The organism is Shewanella glacialimarina (assembly GCF_020511155.1).
GTDB lineage: Bacteria > Pseudomonadota > Gammaproteobacteria > Enterobacterales > Shewanellaceae > Shewanella > Shewanella glacialimarina.
The window spans coordinates 1150382-1165005 of the sequence record NZ_CP041216.1; the positions used below are offsets into that span (position 1 = coordinate 1150382).

A 14624-nucleotide genomic window follows, 5' to 3' on the forward strand; every position below is an offset into this window, starting at 1 on the left:
TTTATTGGTTGTGTTTTTGTATGCAAATTCAGTTGGATATCCCACGAGAACTGGACTGGATGATGCGTTATTCAAGATGGTAAACATTTTTACGCCTTTTTAGGATAAAAATATCAGATTATTGGCATTTAGCTGTGGAAATAAAAAATGCGCCCCAAAAAAAGCGCATTGTTTATTGTAGTTTTATAGCATCACATTACTAGATTATTTGTTAATAAATAGTATTAGACTTTATTCATAGGCTCAATGTTAGCGAGTCCATACCCAGTTTTCGATTTCGACAGGATCTACGCCATTTGCCTTGATGTAGTTTTTATGGTCAACCAAGCGTTGCAACATATCAGTGGTAATACGAACGTGTTGAGTTTCGTCAATTACTCCTTGTTGGAACAATTTATACGCCATGTCGATAACTAAGTGGTAGCGAGAGGTGCCGTTACGTACGCCCATATCAAACGGTGTAGTCGTTGAACCTTCTTCTTCATAACCTTTAATACGGAAACGACGGTTACCTTTATAATCAAATACCAGCTTCTTAATGGTGTTTGGGTAACCGTGGTAGTTAAATACCACGCCTTTATCTTCTGTAAAGACTTCATCCATCATCCAAGGCTTGCTTTGGAACTCAAGACTGCCTAAGCCACTGCTGTGAAGTTCTGACACACTCACAAAGCGAATGCGTACCCGTGGTAGAATTTCACGAATTAGTACTAGTGAAGCCATACATTCTTGAGTTGCATAATCGCCACAGCCCGCTAAAACAACATCAGGATTATTATCAGAGGCGAAATCCCACACCATCATGCCGTCTTTAGCTTGCTTACGGGCTTCGTCTAATGATAACCATTGTGGTAGCGATTTCTTACCTGCGACAATGATGTTTAATTTATCTCTATCAGCATAAGCTTTTTCGGTATACACCAAGGTACTGTTAGCATCTGCTGGTAAATAAGCAGAAATAATGTTTGGGTGCTTCTCAAGCATAGCGCCTAGGAAAGACGGATTCTGATGAGAATAACCGTTGTGATCTTGACGTTCTAGTAGTGAAGAGAGCACGACGTTACACGCAGGAATTGGTTTGCGAAAATGTATGTCTTGGCTAGCGTGGACATATTTACAGTATTGATCAGCCATTGAAGAGACTACTTGAGAGAAAGCCTCATAAGTTGGGAACATGCCGTGACGACCTGTAACTGTGTAGCCGTGTAACATACCAAAAAGCAAGTTTTCAGATAGCAGCTCAATCACCCGACCGTCGCGAGACATGTCTTCATCCCAGCTCTCAATTGGCCATTGCCAGGCGCGATCTGTTTCTTCAAACACGGCTTGTAATTGGTTTGAATAAGTTTCATCTGGGCTGAAAATACGCAGGTTGCGTTGATCGCGGTTTAGTTTGAATGCATCGCGCATCCATTCACCCATTTTTAGCATTGAGTAACCGCGTTGGCCACGAGGTGTTTCAGCGCCGTAACCAAGTTTAGTAAGATCAGGGTTAGCTAATGCACGAACCACTTCGCCGCCATAGCTTAGACGTTGACGACCACAACATAAGTCTTTAGGTGGCATCAAAGACATAATGTCTTTATCAAATACTAATTCGCCAGCCTCAGTAGTTTGTACAAGTTCATCAAATTTGTAGCTAGCTAACCATTGATCAAGTGCATCTAAATGACCTTTGTCGGTTGCACAGTTATTGACGATGACTTGATGAGATTCACAGTTACCCGCGAGCTTTTTACCATCATATTCAGTAGTACCAGTCCAGCCTTTTGCTGTTCTCATTAAGATCACTGGCCAACGTGGTTTAACAACATCTTCGCCAGAGCGTGCACGGCGTTGAATGTCATTGATCATGTCATAGGACAAGTCCATTGCCGCTAACATCTGTTCGAAGATATCAGTATCAAGTTCATCATCAACAATGATTGGATGATAACCCAGACCACGGAATTCTAAATCAAGCTCTTCATGGCTCATGCGGCCCATACGGGTTGGGCCAGAGATTTTATAACCATTGATATGCACGATTGGAAGAACGGCACCGTTATTTTTAGGTGATACCAGACGGTTAGCATACCAAGATGCTGCTAGTGGGCCAGTTTCAGCTTCACCATCACCGATTAAACAGGCAGCAATCAGATTTGGATTATCTAGCACAGAACCCCATGCAACAGACAATGAATAGCCAAGTTCGCCACCTTCTAAGATTTGTCCTGGCGCTTCTGGGTTAGCATGTGAAGGATAGCCATAGGCTGCAGAGAATTTTTTACAGATATCTTCGATGCCAGTTTCTGTATAAGGAATTGTCTCTGGATAGAAATGGCTTAATGAACCTTCCATAAATAGGTTGGCCTGTACTGCAGGAAAACCATGACCAGGGCCAACAAGATAGATGAACTCACGATTATGTTTAACAATAAGACGGTTTACGTTAGCGTAGACAAAGTTGATACCTGGGCAAGTCCCCCAATGACCTAGTAGTCTAGGTTTAATATCAGTGTGTTCAAGCTTACGTTTATAAAGTACGTTTTGCTTCAAATAAATTTGCGAAGTTGCAAGGAAGTTAGTGGCTCGAACAAACTTTCTGAGTGCGATAATTTCATTAGCAGTTGTCATATTGACCTCATTAAAACGAGAAAAATTGAATGTTAGTCTTAATTTGAGAACACTGTATTTTATTTAGCGAATCAATAATGTGTTGTGGATCTAATTTTTGTTAATTATGTGGTGATATTTCACTGAGAGTTATGTTGTATTTGTTGTTGTGTTGGTTTTATAAAGTGGAGGATTGTTACGTTGTTGTTGAGCTGGAGGCGGTAAAGTGATTTTTACAGTGAATTTATTAAGTTCTAATTGACTGCTTATGCTAATTTGACTGTAAAGAACACCATCGAATATCGTAATTAGTCTGAATGCAATTTCAAACTAAATTAGAGATCATTGGTTGAAAAGGTATAATAAGCCAAGCCACAAGACTGGTTTTTAATTAATAAAAATATAAACCAATAATAATCAAGCAATTAAAATAATTTTGTTTGCCGTGATTACAGCATCTATGCCGAGATATAGATAAGGCTGTTACACGATAAATTGAGTTATTCCAAAGGAATAGATAAGCATTATGGCAATGTTAGAAAAAATAATTAATTATTTAAACGGCCTGCTTTGGGGCGAACTGTTAGTTTATGGGCTGGTGGGAGCTGGCTTGTACTTTACGATACGCCTTGGGTTTATTCAGTTTTCTCAATTTGGTCACGGCCTGAAATTACTCGCCATTAGCCGTAGACCGGGTAAAAATGGATTATCTTCGTTTCAAGTTTTTTGTACCAGTATGGCAGCTCGAGTCGGTGCAGGTAATATGGCTGGTGTTGCTTTTGCTATAGGTGTAGCAGGTCCTGGAGCCGTTTTTTGGATGTGGGCTATTGCTGTTTTAGGCATGGCCACAGCGATGATCGAATCCACACTTGCTCAAGTTTATAAAGTGAAAGATGTGGATGGGCAATATCGCGGTGGCCCTTCTTACTATATGGAGCAAGGCTTAGGACAGCGTTGGATGGGGGTATTGTTTTCTGTCCTATTAATTATCTGTTTTGGTTTGGTCTTCAACGCAGTTCAAGCCAATACGATTGCCGGCGCAATGACCGCAGTATTCGATGTTGATCCTCTTTATGTCGGTATTTTGATTACGCTATTCAGTGGTGTGGTCATTATGGGGGGGTTAAGAAAGGTTGCTAAAGTATCGGAATTTGTTGTTCCTTTTATGGCATTAGTTTATATCATTATGGCGTTTATTGTTGTACTGATAAATATTGAGGAACTACCAAGAGTATTTATGCTCGTTATCAATAGTGCATTTGGTTGGCAAGAAGCTGCTGGTGGCGCCATTGCATATAGTGTGTCGCAAGCTATGCAGGCTGGGATAGCACGTGGGTTATTTTCAAATGAAGCGGGTATGGGCAGTGCTGCTAATATTGCTGCAAGTGCTTCACCCAACCCAAATCATCCTGCATCTCAAGGTTATATTCAAATGATGGGGGTATTCTTTGATACTATCGTTATTTGTACCGCAACGGCGGCAATAATATTGCTTTCGGGTGATGCTGCAGGATCTGGTGAGGGCATTGGCATGACAATCAATGCATTAACTTTCCATGTTGGTGCATGGGGCGGAGCCTTTATTGCCATTGCTATCTTGTTATTCTGTTTTACCTCTATTATTGCAAATTACTCTTACGCCGAAACTAATATCATGTTTTTGTCTGGTAACAGCAAAAAAGCGTTACCTCTATTTAGACTTGTAGTATTAGGTATGGTGATGTTTGGTGCTATGGCTAAAATTGGTTTGGTATGGGATTTAGCTGATGTGTCCATGGGACTGATGGCATTGGTTAACATTGTCGCGATAATGTTACTTTCAGGGTTGGCGATTAGAGTGATTAATGATTATCGTCAGCAAGTTAAAGAAGGAAAAGATCCGGTATTTGATACCAGTAAATTTCCTGAGCTAGCCGATCAATTGGAAGAAAAAATTTGGCCAGACTTGTCTGCTAGTAACAAAAAATAAGCCGCTATTGTTTTTTGTGCATTGATTAAAGGCGTTAGGGTAATCGAAAAAGCCATGCTGAATCAGCATGGTTTTTTTATATCAGTCACGTATTATGTGGTGTATTAAGATAAAGGAGTTAACCATGCTGGTTTTAGTCTCACCTGCCAAAACATTAGATTTTGAACATCCGCCGATAACGGCAACGTTTACTCAACCGACATTATTATCCCATAGCGAAACACTGATAAAGATATGTCGGCAACTTACGCCTGTTGATATTGCTAGTTTAATGAAAGTTAGCGATAAAATAGCGGGTTTGAATGCTGCCCGTTTTGATCAGTGGCAACCTGATTTCACTCCAATCAATGCCAAGCAAGCTATGTTCGCTTTCAGAGGGGATGTTTATACCGGATTTGATGCAGATAGCTTATCAGAGTCGCAAATTCACTCAGCACAGCAACATATGCGTATTTTGTCAGGTTTATATGGCTTGCTAAAACCCCTCGATTTAATCCAACCTTATCGCTTAGAAATGGGCACCAAATTAGCTAACTCAGCTGGAAATAATTTATATGCATTTTGGGGGGAGATTATTACCAATGAAGTGAATAAAGCATTAGCAGAGCAGGGTGATGACATCATCGTCAATCTAGCCTCTAATGAGTACTTTAAATCAGTTAAAGTCAAACAGCTTGAGGGGCAACTTATTACACCAATTTTTAAAGATTGTAAGAATGGTCAATATAAGATAATTAGCTTTTATGCCAAAAAAGCGCGCGGTTTGATGGCAAGGTATATTGTCAATAATCAACCTAAGAGACTAGAGCAGTTAATTAAATTTGACTTAGATGGCTACTATTACTGCCCTGAACAGTCCAAGCTAGATAGTCCAGTGTTTTTACGCGATGAGCAACACTAGTATTTATTAATATTTTCAGATGAATATAGAGTCAAAAGTCGGTTCAGTTTAGTCATAATAAAAATGCCCTTTTCGTTAAGGGCATTTTTATGGATAAAACATTTTATAAATATAACCTAACAGAATATTAAGTTGAGTTGGCCCACTTGACGGTGATTACTCCGATTTAGCGAGTGGCCTTAGCTCAATTTCAGATTGCGCCATCATATAAGCAAATTGTACATATGCCGCTACATTTTGGGCTAGTGCCTTTGGGTCGATTTTATCCAAAGTATCATTAGGAGTGTGATGATAATCAAAGTAGTCAGAGCCATCTTGTTTTAACGATGCAACTGGCACACCCAAGCCTGGCATCATAGAGACATCTGGACCACCAGAGGCGTCATTTGTTCCTAAAGCAATACCATTTAATGTCATTGCTGATACTTGATGCTGTATGTCGTTAAAGCTCGTTGGTGCGACATTAAAGTCAATTTGATAAACAGGACCTGCACCAAAATCTGATTCTGCAGCGATGTAATGCTTTTCTAATTCATTGGCATGCATCTCTGCGTAGGCTTTTCCACCCACTAAACCCACTTCTTCAGCAGCATATAATACAACGCGAATAGTACGGGCTGGTTTCTGTGGTAAATCTTGAATTAATTTTGCCGCTGCAGTAACAATCGCTACACCAGCTCCGTCATCAATAGCGCCTGTGCCCTCATCCCACGAATCTAAATGTGCTCCTATTAAGACGATTTCATCTGGCTTGCTGCTACCTGTCACCTCTGCTATTACATTGTAAGATGTTGCAATACCTAAGTTTTCAGATGTCATATTCAGTGACATGACAATGTTGGGATCGCGTTTTAACATGGCGTTGATTAAGTCGGCATCAGGTGCTGACATTGCCGCCGCGGGAATTTTAGGCACATCTTCTTGGTAACGCATCATACCTGTATGAGCCATACGGTCATGATCAGTCCCAATTGAGCGTATTACAACCGCAACAGCGCCTTTTTTTGCCGCTTCTACAGCTCCTTTAGAGCGTCCGCCAACAGTAATACCATATCCGTTGCCATCTTTATGCCGTTCAGTTTTATGGTCGATAAAAACAATTTTTCCCTCAATGCGTCCAGGTGAGGCTAAAGTGAGTTCTTCTAACGATTCAAACCGCACTATAGGTGCTTGAATGCCTGTCTCTGGCGTACCAATGCTGCCACCAAGAGCTGTGATCACCAAAGGTTGCTCAAATGGAGACACAATACTGGCTGATGTTATGATCCCTCTAGACCATGCCGGAACTTGAACTGATTCTTTATAGACTTTATCAAAGCCCATCAGCCACAGTTTTTCCATTGCCCATTCGACAGCCATGATATCTTTATCTGTACCAGCTAATCGCGGTCCTATTTCTACGGTGAGCGATTCAACAATATCGTAGGCTCTATTTGAGCTAAGGGCTTGTTGCGCTAACAGTTGACTGATTTGCGCATCTTCTGAGTCATTAATGACCCGTTCAATCGATTTAGGTTGTGATGGTGTTGTTTGCTGGCAGCCAAATAATGCCACTGCAAATAAAGCTGTTAAGCTGACGTGCTTATAATTTCTCATGAGTTTCCTTCAAATATTCTAACTATGTCTCACTTTTTTAAACAATCTACCAAAAAGTGTGCTTTATGTCCCGACTCTATTTTTAAGGTGACGCTATATTAGGCAAATGTTAGATGAGGAGAGTATTTTAGGTGATGGATATAGAAAAAATGCAGCAACAAGCCGACCATGCCGTTGTCTTATTAAAAGCGCTAGCGAATGAACGCAGACTGTTTATTTTATGCCACCTGCTTAATGATGGTGAAATGTGTGTAGGTGATATGAATAAAAAGCTAGGACTAAGTCAGTCTGCTTTATCTCAACACCTTGCATGGTTAAGAAAAGATAATCTAGTTGGTACACGCAAAGAGGCACAAACCGTTTATTACTCATTAAAAAGCGATGAAGTAAAAGCGCTTATTCAAGTGCTGAATAACATGTACTGCCACTAAGCTGTCTTCTTTCAAGCCTTAATCGCAATTAAACGATTAAGGCTTTTTATTATCTGTCACATAATTAATGCTATTGGTCGGCTTAATGCTTGCATCGAATACATATGCTGAATTTTAAACATAAAAAAACCGGCCTAGGCCGGTTTTTTGAGATTGAATACTAAATTAAGCAACTAGTGCTTTGATTCTAGCATTCAAACGTGACTTTTGACGGCCAGCTCTATTCTTGTGAATAAGGCCTTTTGTCGCCATACGGTCAACTATTGGTTGTGCAACTGCGAACGCTTCTGTAGCCGCTTTGTGGTCACCGCTTTTGATAGCAGCGATGACTTTCTTAACGTATGTACGTAACATTGAGCGACGGCTTGCATTATGCTGACGACGCTTTTCAGACTGAAGCGCGCGCTTCTTTGCAGACTTGCTATTAGCCAAGGTGCAACTCCTAAAAACTGGATTTGATACTTTTAAAGGCCGAGGAATATGCCTGCTTTAAGTCGCTTTGTCAACGACTAAAATTGAAATCTCATCATAAATGATAAAATATACAATCGGCGTGCTTATCTTCAACCCACTCGTGTAATATGTGGCGTAATTCTAACAGCTCTTTAGCCTATGTGACAGAGTTTGCTTAGAATATTTGCAACAAATACCATTAAATTTTATGGGCAAGATGAGCTTTTGGGGGTCAATTGAGTAAAAAGTTAATTAAATCAGGTGTCGTTGTCAGTGCTATGACGTTGATTTCTCGTGTGATGGGGTTAGTGCGTGATGTTGTTATTGCTAACTTAATGGGGGCGGGAAGTAGCGCAGATGTTTTTTTCTTTGCGAACAAAATACCTAACTTTTTACGCCGCCTATTTGCTGAAGGTGCCTTTGCACAAGCTTTTGTGCCTGTATTAACTGAATACCAAGAAAAACATTCCCCTGAAGAAACCCGGGAATTACTCGGTAAGGTTACTGGTACGCTTGGTTTGCTGGTGACGATAGTAACCTTAATTGGTGTTATTGGCTCTCCTATACTTGCAGCATTATTCGGCGGCGGTTGGTTTTTAGACTGGTTGAACGATGGCCCCAATGCCGAGAAATTCGAGCTTGCGTCTTTAATGCTTAAAATCACCTTCCCTTATCTGTGGTTTATCACTTTTACTGCGCTAGCAGGATCAATCTTAAATACCAGAGGCCGGTTTGCTGTATCGGCATTTACCCCGGTTTTTCTTAACATTGCAATTATCGGATTTGCTCTATATGCATCTCCGACTATGGAAAACCCAGAAATTGGATTGGCATGGGGGGTTTTTGTTGGTGGTCTGGTGCAGTTTGTATTTCAAATTCCTTTCTTAATTCAAGAGCGCGCTTTAGTTAAGCCTTCTTGGGGGTGGCATCATCCTGGTGTGGTTAAAATTCGCACATTAATGCTCCCCGCACTATTTGGGGTATCGGTTTCTCAAATCAATTTGCTGTTTGATACTTTTATTGCCAGCTTTTTAATGACGGGCTCGATTAGTTGGCTGTATTACGCTGATCGGTTACTTGAGTTTCCACTCGGGTTATTCGGTATTGCAATCGCAACGGTAATTTTACCTGCGCTTTCGAGAAAGCATATTAATGCTGAAGGGGAAGGGTTTCGTCAAACAATGGATTGGGGCGTTAAAGCTATTTTACTATTAGGTATGCCAGCTATGTTAGGCTTGATTTTACTCGCGCAGCCTATGTTAATGGTGTTATTCATGCGCGGGGCATTTAGTCTCACCGATGTTGAAATGGCATCATACAGTTTAGTTGCCTATGGCACAGGCTTACTGAGTTTTATGATGATTAAAGTATTAGCGCCAGGTTATTATTCTAGGCATGATACAAAAACACCGGTTAAATTCGGTATTATTGCCATGGTAACTAACATGGTGTTTAACCTTATATTTGCTATTCCATTCGGCTATGTAGGTTTAGCAATAGCGACATCCTTATCGGCATTGCTTAATGCTGGTTTGTTATATAGCGGTTTGCATAAGGCTGGGGTTTACAATCTTAGCCGCGCAACATTGATTTTTTCGCTTAAAATTGTCATCGCGACAGCGGTCATGTCTGCAATGTTATGGTATTTTTTACCTGCTCAATCGCAATGGCTTAGTTGGAGCATTAGTGAAAGAATGATGGCGTTAGTCGCGCTTATTTGTAGCGGCGCATTAACTTATCTTGTTACCTTACTTTTGCTCGGTGTCAGACCATGGAAAATAAAAACAGCCCCAGTGGTTCTTTAAACGTAGATTTATAGTCGCTTAATAGAGTTATTGGGTTTAAGTGGATAGCGGTTTGGGTATATAATCTGCCGATTTACTATTAATAAACAATTTTAGGCAAGCATTGGCGTAATGGAATTAATCCGCGGTATACACAATTTATTACCTTCTCATCATGGTTGCGTGCTAAGCATAGGCAACTTTGATGGTGTTCACCGTGGCCATGCTGAGGTGATCCGTAATTTGGTAAGTAAAGCGCACCATTTTCAACTGCCTGCGACCATAATGACATTTGAGCCACAACCCCAAGAGTTGTTTCGTGGAGAGCATGCTCCAGCAAGGTTAAGCCTTTTAAGAGATAAAGTCCGTTTATTGGACGAATTAGAAATTGACCGCCTATTATGTATTAATTTCACACGATCTTTTGCCAGTCAACCCGCTCAGGCGTTTATTGAAGAATTATTGGTCAACAAACTGGGTGTTAAATACCTAGTTGTCGGTGACGACTTTTGCTTTGGGAAAGGGCGTGAAGGCAATTTTGAGATGCTGGTAGCCGCAGGTAAGCAGTTTGGTTTCAGCGTAGTCAGCACTCAAAGCTTTGTCGTTGGAACTCACAGAGTGAGTTCAACTTTAGTACGTGAACAGCTCATGTTAGGTCATTTAGAACAAGCAAGACGGTTATTGGGTCATCCATTTATGTTGAGTGGTAAAGTGGCTCATGGGCAAAAAATTGGTAGAACTATCGGTTTTCCAACGGCAAATATTGCGTTAAAAAGAAAAGTCGTGCCAATACGCGGTGTATTTGCAGTACGATTTTTTTGGCATGGTAGTGATGTATATGAAGGTGTTGCAAATGTGGGCTTTCGCCCGACAGTGCAAGGCCAAGTTTGTCAGTTAGAAGTGCACTTATTTGATTTTGATGGTGACTTATATGGCAAGCGAGTAGAAGTTGAATTAGTGGCTAAAATCCGTGATGAACAACCTTTTGAGTCATTGGATGCACTAAAAAAACAAATTTTGAATGATGCGAATGAAGCTAAGGCTTTATTCTGCTTTGATGCAAGCTGATTATTCAGCTTAATTAACGGTATGGGATCAATGAGCGACTATAAACTGACTTTGAATTTGCCGGAAACTGAGTTTCCGATGCGCGGTAATTTAGCTAATCGCGAGCCAGAAATGTTAAATCGCTGGACGCAGGATGGGTTATATCAACACATTCGTGAACATAGAGCTGGCCGTAAACCGTTTATTTTGCACGATGGCCCTCCTTATGCGAATGGCAGTATTCATATTGGTCACTCTGTAAACAAAATCCTAAAAGACATTATTATTAAATCAAAAACCATGTCTGGTTTTGATGCGCCTTATATCCCTGGTTGGGATTGTCACGGTTTGCCGATCGAGTTAAAAGTCGAGCAAAAAGTGGGCAAACCAGGGCAAAAAATTTCAGCGGCTGAATTTCGTGAAGAGTGTCGTAAATATGCTGCTATTCAGGTAGACGGTCAGCGCGATGACTTCATTCGTTTAGGTGTGCTAGGTGACTGGCAAAACCCTTACCTCACCATGGATTTCACTACTGAAGCTAACATTGTGCGTTCATTAGCCAAAGTTATTGACAGCGGCCATTTACACAAAGGTGTAAAGCCAGTGCATTGGTGTACTGACTGTGGCTCAGCACTTGCTGAAGCTGAAGTTGAATATGAAGATAAAACATCACCAGCGATTGATGTTGCTTTTGAAGCGACAGATAGTGCTGCTGTTGCAGCAAAATTTGCTGTAGAAAATTATCCTCATCCAGTATCAATGGCTATCTGGACCACAACACCGTGGACATTACCGGCTAACCGCGCGTTATCTTTAAGCCCTGAGTTTACCTACAGCTTAGTGGAGTTTACTAAAGACGGTGTGACAGCTGCTGTGATTTTAGGCCAAGTGTTGGTTGAGTCATGTGTTGAACGTTATGGATTTGATTCACATAAAATTATTGGTGAAGTCAAAGGCGCAGAGCTTGAACTGACTCGTTTTAAACACCCATTTTTAAGCTTTGATGTGCCTGCGATTCTTGGCGACCATGTTACTACTGAAGCGGGTACAGGTATTGTTCACACTGCACCTGGGCACGGTCAAGACGACTTTGTTGTTGGCCAGTTATACGGTTTAGAAGTAGCTAACCCTGTTGGTGATAACGGTGTATTTAAGCCTGATACTGAGTTTTTTGCCGGTCAACATGTGTTTAAAGCCAATGACAACGTAGTTGCACTATTGAAAGAAAAAAGCGCACTGCTTAACCACGTTGCTTATCGCCACAGCTACCCACATTGCTGGCGTCACAAAACCCCGATTATCTTTCGCGCTACACCGCAGTGGTTCATTTCAATGGACAACAAAGGTTTACGTGCGCAAGCTTTAGCTGAAATCAAGAAAACGCATTGGCTACCGGATTGGGGTCAAAGCCGTATTGAAAAAATGGTTGAAAATCGCCCAGATTGGTGTATTTCACGTCAACGGACTTGGGGTGTACCAATCACATTATTTGTACATCGTGAAACCGATGAGATACATCCAGATAGCGTGTCATTGATGGAGCGTATAGCGCATCGAATTGAGCAACAAGGCATTCAAGCTTGGTGGGACTTAGATGAATCAGAACTATTAGGTGAAGAAGCCTCTCAGTATCGTAAAGTCACTGACACCTTAGATGTTTGGTATGACTCAGGCTCTTCATTCTCATCTGTTGTTGCGGCGCGTCCAGAGTTTCAAGGCCATGATATTGATTTATACCTTGAAGGTAGCGATCAACACCGCGGCTGGTTTATGTCATCACTGATGATTTCTACCGCGATGAACGGCAAGGCGCCTTATAAGCAAGTACTTACACACGGTTTTACCGTTGATGGTAAAGGCCGTAAAATGTCTAAATCAGTTGGTAACGTGATTGCGCCATTGCAAGTCACCAATAAGTTGGGTGCCGACATTTTACGTTTATGGGTCGCGGCAACCGATTATAGCGGTGAAATGACTGTTTCTGATGAGATTTTAAATCGTAGCGCCGATGCGTATCGCCGTATTCGAAATACCGCTCGTTTCTTGTTGGCTAACTTAAGCGGCTTTAACCCAGAAACCGATATGGTAGCGCCAGAAGATATGGTGGCATTAGATCGCTGGGTAATGCGTCGTGCTGATGCGCTACAAAGTGAAATTATTGCCGCGTATGATCAATATAATTTCCACTTAGTGACTCAAAAGTTAATGCAGTTCTGTTCAATTGAATTAGGTGCATTCTACTTAGATATCATTAAGGATCGTCAATATACCGCTAAGCAAGATGGTAATGCTCGTCGTAGCTGTCAATCGGCATTATTTCATATTTCTGAAGCTATGGTACGTTGGATCACCCCAATTCTAAGCTTTACCGCAGATGAAATCTGGCAATTGTTACCAGGCAAACGCGATAAGTATGTGTTTACTGAAGAATGGTATCAAGGGTTACAGTCTGTCACTCTTAAAAGCGATTTAAGTGATGATTACTGGCAGAAGCTGCTTGCTGTACGTAATGAAGTGAATAAAGTGATCGAACAAGCCCGCCGTGATAAACGTGTTGGTGGTTCATTAGAAGCTGAAGTGACTTTATTTGCCGATGCAGAACTTGCCGCAGAGCTAGCTAAGTTAGATGACGAATTACGTTTTGTATTATTAACCTCAAAAGCAGTAGTTGCGCCTTTAGCTGATGCACCAGCAGATGCTGTAGTAACTGAACTTGAAAATCTAAAATTAGTGGTAACTAAAAGTGAAGCGCAGAAATGCGAGCGTTGCTGGCATCACCGTGAAGAAGTTAGCACCATTGAAGCCCACCCAACATTGTGTCAACGCTGTGTGACCAATATTGAAGGTGAAGGCGAACAACGTGAGTTTGCATAGGGATAGAATGTTATGAGTACTGTTCCATTAAATTGGAAGGACAGTGGCTTGCGTTGGTATTGGGTAGCTGTATTTGTGTTTATTGCAGATCAGCTATCTAAACAATGGGTACTGGAAAACTTTGATTTATATGAATCAATTCAGTTATTGCCATTTTTTAATTTTACTTATGTACGCAATTACGGAGCCGCATTTAGTTTTTTAAGTGATGCCGGAGGTTGGCAACGTTGGTTTTTTGCGGTTATTGCGATAGGTTTTAGTACCTTGTTAACCATCTGGTTAAGAAAGCAGTCACATCAATTGTTACGTACAAACCTTGCTTATACATTAGTTATTGGTGGCGCATTAGGTAATTTAGTTGATCGTTTAATGCATGGCTTCGTAGTGGACTTTGTAGATTTCTATTGGAAAACTAGCCATTACCCAGCATTTAATATTGCTGACTCTGCCATTTTTGTTGGCGCGATATTAATTCTGTGGGAAGCCTTTAAGCCTGATGTTGCTCAAACTGAGCAGGAGCAATCAAAGTGACCGATTTAAATAAACCCGATAACCATGCTATTTTATGCCATATGAACCTTATTTTAGAAGATGGTTCAACCGCAGATAGCACCAAAGCATCAGGTAAGCCTGCGCGGTTTAATTTAGGCGATCAAAGCCTGAGCCCAGCGTTAGAAGCACAAATTAAACATTTATCAGAGGGTGATAAACATACTTTCACCCTGGATGCTAAAGATGCTTTTGGCGAGTCAAACCCTGATGCTATTCATCATATGGATCGCAGTCGTTTTCCAGCTAACATGAAGTTAGAAGCTGGGGTTATTGTCAGTTTTTCTGGCCCAGGCGGCAGCGAAATTCCGGGTATTGTGCGTGAAACAATAGGTGACTCCATTACTGTGGATCTAAATCATCCATTGGCTGGGCATAAAATCACTTTTGAGCTAGATGTTGTACAGGTTATCACGGAGTAAACA

11 protein-coding genes are annotated in these 14624 nt (G+C 41.1%); 8 read left to right on the plus strand and 3 right to left on the minus strand.

The window, feature by feature from the left end:
• Positions 1 to 249 precede the first annotated feature (249 nt).
• The gene (locus FJ709_RS04980) at positions 250 to 2616 is read right to left on the minus strand and encodes a phosphoketolase family protein (RefSeq protein ID WP_226414001.1); all 2367 of its coding nucleotides are present in this window, start codon (positions 2614 to 2616) and stop codon (positions 250 to 252) included.
• Between the two features lie 511 nt (positions 2617 to 3127).
• Here FJ709_RS04980 and FJ709_RS04985 point away from each other — a divergent pair.
• Together FJ709_RS04985 and yaaA are read left to right on the plus strand one after the other, a co-directional pair.
• Entirely contained in the window at positions 3128 to 4564 is a 1437-nt protein-coding gene (locus tag FJ709_RS04985; protein ID WP_226414003.1) for an alanine/glycine:cation symporter family protein, read from the plus strand.
• Positions 4565 to 4688: 124 nt separating this feature from the next.
• A complete protein-coding gene (gene yaaA, locus FJ709_RS04990; RefSeq protein ID WP_226414005.1) occupies positions 4689 to 5465 on the plus strand; it encodes a peroxide stress protein YaaA in 777 nt (258 codons plus the stop codon).
• Positions 5466 to 5621: 156 nt separating this feature from the next.
• On the opposite strand, the gene FJ709_RS04995 is transcribed toward yaaA, so the two are convergent.
• Positions 5622 to 7061: a M20/M25/M40 family metallo-hydrolase gene (locus FJ709_RS04995; RefSeq protein ID WP_226414007.1), complete on the minus strand. Its 1440-nt coding sequence runs from the start codon at positions 7059 to 7061 to the stop codon at positions 5622 to 5624.
• Between the two features lie 134 nt (positions 7062 to 7195).
• Between FJ709_RS04995 and FJ709_RS05000 the strand changes: the two genes are divergently transcribed.
• Positions 7196 to 7492 carry an ArsR/SmtB family transcription factor gene (locus FJ709_RS05000; protein ID WP_226415862.1) on the plus strand — a complete coding sequence of 99 codons (297 nt, stop codon included), beginning with the start codon at positions 7196 to 7198 and terminating at the stop codon, positions 7490 to 7492.
• A gap of 165 nt (positions 7493 to 7657) precedes the next feature.
• Here FJ709_RS05000 and rpsT read toward each other — a convergent pair whose 3' ends face one another.
• Positions 7658 to 7924, minus strand: coding sequence for a 30S ribosomal protein S20 (gene rpsT / locus FJ709_RS05005; protein WP_226414009.1), 267 nt, complete (start codon positions 7922 to 7924; stop codon positions 7658 to 7660).
• Between the two features lie 257 nt (positions 7925 to 8181).
• Here rpsT and murJ point away from each other — a divergent pair, with 257 nt between their 5' ends.
• The 5 genes from murJ to fkpB all read left to right on the plus strand — a co-directional run bounded on the left by murJ (position 8182) and on the right by fkpB (position 14621).
• Positions 8182 to 9750, plus strand: a complete 1569-nt coding sequence (gene murJ, locus FJ709_RS05010; RefSeq protein ID WP_226414011.1) for a murein biosynthesis integral membrane protein MurJ — start codon at positions 8182 to 8184, stop codon at positions 9748 to 9750.
• Between the two features lie 111 nt (positions 9751 to 9861).
• A complete protein-coding gene (ribF, locus tag FJ709_RS05015; protein ID WP_226414013.1) occupies positions 9862 to 10797 on the plus strand; it encodes a bifunctional riboflavin kinase/FAD synthetase in 936 nt (311 codons plus the stop codon).
• Between the two features lie 30 nt (positions 10798 to 10827).
• Positions 10828 to 13650, plus strand: a complete 2823-nt coding sequence (ileS, locus tag FJ709_RS05020; RefSeq protein ID WP_226414015.1) for an isoleucine--tRNA ligase — start codon at positions 10828 to 10830, stop codon at positions 13648 to 13650.
• Between the two features lie 12 nt (positions 13651 to 13662).
• On the plus strand, positions 13663 to 14181 hold the full coding sequence (lspA, locus tag FJ709_RS05025) for a signal peptidase II (RefSeq protein WP_226414017.1): 519 nt from the start codon (positions 13663 to 13665) through the stop codon (positions 14179 to 14181).
• The gene (gene fkpB, locus FJ709_RS05030; protein WP_226414019.1) at positions 14178 to 14621 is read left to right on the plus strand and encodes an FKBP-type peptidyl-prolyl cis-trans isomerase; all 444 of its coding nucleotides are present in this window, start codon (positions 14178 to 14180) and stop codon (positions 14619 to 14621) included. The genes lspA and fkpB overlap by 4 nt, the downstream gene beginning before the upstream one ends.
• Positions 14622 to 14624: the final 3 nt, after the last annotated feature.

What these genes read in the sequence shown, in the direction of transcription:
- FJ709_RS04980 (WP_226414001.1), bottom strand. Translation starts at nt 2,616, where the DNA reads ATGACAACTGCTAATGAAATTATCGCACTCAGAAAGTTTGTTCGAGCC.
- FJ709_RS04985 (WP_226414003.1), top strand. Translation starts at nt 3,128, where the DNA reads ATGTTAGAAAAAATAATTAATTATTTAAACGGCCTGCTTTGGGGCGAA.
- yaaA (WP_226414005.1), top strand. Translation starts at nt 4,689, where the DNA reads ATGCTGGTTTTAGTCTCACCTGCCAAAACATTAGATTTTGAACATCCG.
- FJ709_RS04995 (WP_226414007.1), bottom strand. Translation starts at nt 7,061, where the DNA reads ATGAGAAATTATAAGCACGTCAGCTTAACAGCTTTATTTGCAGTGGCA.
- FJ709_RS05000 (WP_226415862.1), top strand. Translation starts at nt 7,196, where the DNA reads ATGGATATAGAAAAAATGCAGCAACAAGCCGACCATGCCGTTGTCTTA.
- ribF (WP_226414013.1), top strand. Translation starts at nt 9,862, where the DNA reads ATGGAATTAATCCGCGGTATACACAATTTATTACCTTCTCATCATGGT.
- ileS (WP_226414015.1), top strand. Translation starts at nt 10,828, where the DNA reads ATGAGCGACTATAAACTGACTTTGAATTTGCCGGAAACTGAGTTTCCG.
- lspA (WP_226414017.1), top strand. Translation starts at nt 13,663, where the DNA reads ATGAGTACTGTTCCATTAAATTGGAAGGACAGTGGCTTGCGTTGGTAT.